2 protein-coding genes are annotated in these 1,034 nt (G+C 40.4%); both read right to left on the bottom strand.

What is annotated here, in order from left to right:
- Positions 1-709 (bottom strand): hypothetical protein (locus tag Q0212_RS09170; protein ID WP_297924733.1); only part of this gene is annotated, 709 nt, incomplete at its 3' end.
- Positions 702-896, bottom strand: a complete 195-nt coding sequence (locus tag Q0212_RS09165; RefSeq protein WP_297924731.1) for a Cro/CI family transcriptional regulator — start codon at positions 894-896, stop codon at positions 702-704. The genes Q0212_RS09170 and Q0212_RS09165, both read right to left, overlap by 8 nt.
- Positions 897-1,034: the final 138 nt, after the last annotated feature.

Below are 1,034 nucleotides of genomic sequence, written 5' to 3'. Positions count from 1 at the left end.
GATATTGATGATGTAATGCTTGCCCTACCTTGAGCCATGCGTCATATTCAAGCCCTTGCGCCTGATAAGCAAACAACAACCCGTTGACCTCATCATCTGACATATTAAGAGGTAAATCGCGTGTAAAATCATCATCGTCCGATTCATCAATAACAACATCATCAAACACAGACTTGACCAAGAATTTATCAACATCAAGCGCAACACCTTCGCCCGACAATGCCCAACGCTCGCCCCCTACCGCACAAGACGGATAAAACATAAACTGATTAGGCTTGTACGAGCATTCGTCATATATAGAAGGGTAGTAAGACTCGCAAAACGAGCGGCTAAGCTGCCTATATTCATCACGCGACACATCACGCGACAAAGGCAAAACTAAGCGCACACGAGGCTTATCAGACGTATGAGAATAAGTGCTATAAGCCACAAACGCGCCAAGCCCCATCAAATCCAAGTCAAACTCTAAATCGTCAATCGTGCCAGTGTATTTATCAATATCTAAAGTCAATAAAGAGCGACACAATAAATCTTCATCTACTCGCACATCATCACTAAACGCGCCACCAACAAAAAAGTCCGCTTTTTCTTTGTCGTCTAACTCAACATGAGTTGATAATTTTTTGACAATATCACCCCATGTTTTGGTAGTGTTTTTAACGATTCCCATGCCCCGACCGCATGACACCGCCATTTTGTAATCAGTCATTTTTATTTTCCTGTTTTGTATTATCATTCGTCACCGCCAAACGCCCACCCGATAAAACCATTATCTGAAATTGTTTATCCATCGGAGGGTACTGCTTCCACTTATGCACAGCATCGCGTGTTATACCTAAAACCTTAGCTAAACGAGTCGGGCCTCCCCAAAATTGAACCGCCTCTTGTGTTGTCATAATTCACACCTGTTTGTTGTTTAAAAAAAAATAAAGTATAAAAACTATACACTATTTTTTTAAACTATGGTACTATGATTTTTCACAAACAAACAAAAAGGTAACTTAAAATGAGCTTAGAAAACGAAATCAGTCAAT

This window comes from uncultured Agitococcus sp. (genome assembly GCF_937920075.1).
In the GTDB taxonomy this organism is placed as follows: Bacteria; Pseudomonadota; Gammaproteobacteria; order Pseudomonadales; family Moraxellaceae; genus Agitococcus.
The sequence above is the reverse complement of the archived record's forward strand: the minus strand, read 5'-3'. Positions and strand labels throughout refer to the sequence as shown.